1 protein-coding gene and 1 pseudogene are annotated in these 1,317 nt (G+C 71.5%); one reads left to right on the top strand and one right to left on the bottom strand.

Going from position 1 to position 1,317, the window contains the following annotated elements:
* Positions 1-258: 258 nt before the first annotated feature.
* On the top strand, positions 259-1,050 hold the full coding sequence (locus GWK61_RS54625; RefSeq protein WP_194922297.1) for an IS5 family transposase: 792 nt from the start codon (positions 259-261) through the stop codon (positions 1,048-1,050).
* Here the strand turns inward: GWK61_RS54625 and GWK61_RS54620 are convergent.
* Positions 1,051-1,317: pseudogene (locus GWK61_RS54620) on the bottom strand (hypothetical protein); the annotation flags it as partial.

Here is a 1,317-nt window from a genome sequence, read left to right as displayed (position 1 = left end):
AGAGGCTGTTGCTCAACCGAACAGGGCGTGTGGCGTGTTCTCGTTCGTGTGACTTGATGTCAATGCACGCATGAAGGCAGGGCCTTCTGTGTAGCTCGTGGGTGTTGAGTCCGGAGCACGCAGGAGGCCCTGTTGTCTTCTTTCTACGCGATCGACGAGCGCGACGCTGTGCGACGCGCCGTGTCGTGCGATTGTCTGGCGCATCGCCACGGCAACGCCGCCGATCGCCCGGTGCGTCAGCGGGCGTATCCGACGGACATGTCCGACGCGGAGTGGGCGGCGACCGCGCCGCTGATCCCGGTTCCGGCGTGGATGGGCGGCCGGGGCGGCCGGCCGGAGGGCTACTGCCACCGGGAGATGCTCGACGCGGTCCGGTACGTGGTCGACAACGGGATCAAGTGGCGGGCACTGCCCAAAGACTTCCCGTGCTGGACCGCGGTGTATCGGTTCTTCCGGCGCTGGCGGGACCAGGGATTGCTCACTGTGTGGCACGACCGGCTGCGTCGGGCGGTGCGGGTGCGCGAGGGCCGGGAACCGGAGCCGACCGCGGGGGTCGCCGACTCGCAGTCGTTGCGCGGGGCGGAGACCGTCAGCTCTGCAAGGCGTGGTTACGACGGGGGTAAGCGCGTGAACGGGACCAAACGGCATATCGCCGTGGACACGCTCGGGCTGCTGCTGACGGTCCTGGTCACCGCCGCCGGGGTGCAGGACCGCGACGGTGCGATGCCGCTGCTGAAGCGCCTGCGCGCGGCCTGTCCGCGGGTGGCTCTGGTGTGGGCTGACGGCGGCTACGCCGGGGCGCTGGTCGCCTGGTGCGCCGCGCACCTGTCCGGGCTGCGCCTGCAGATCGTCAAGCGCAGCGACACCGCGAAGGGCTTCGTCGTGATCCATCGCCGCTGGTGCGTGGAACGCACCCTGTCATGGATCACCGCGCGGCGGCGCTGCGTGCGCGACTACGAACGCCGGGCCGACACCCACGAGGCGATGGTTCGCTGGGCGATGGCGCAGGTGATGACCCGCCGCCTGGCGCGGCCCGCGCCCCGAGGCTGATCAGCGGCCGGCCGCAGCCGGTCCGGCGGCCGGGCAGAACACCCCGGGCGCCGCCTCGACCGCCCAGCCGCAGCGCACCAGGCGCCGCATCTTCGAGCGCACGCCCTCGACCTTCTTCGGCACCGGCTCCAGCCCCAGCGACACCGCCGCCGCCTTGCACCGCACCCCGTCCGGCGACTTCACCAGCACCGCCCACAGTTCCCGATAGCCAGCCGGCAGCGCCCGCTCATCGAGCACCACGCTCCAGAACGGGACAGCGGCCCGCTC

The sequence above is a fragment of the Catenulispora rubra genome (assembly GCF_015356825.1).
Taxonomy (GTDB): Bacteria; Actinomycetota; Actinomycetes; order Streptomycetales; family Catenulisporaceae; genus Catenulispora; species Catenulispora rubra.
This window is presented reverse-complemented; position numbering and strand designations above follow the sequence as displayed.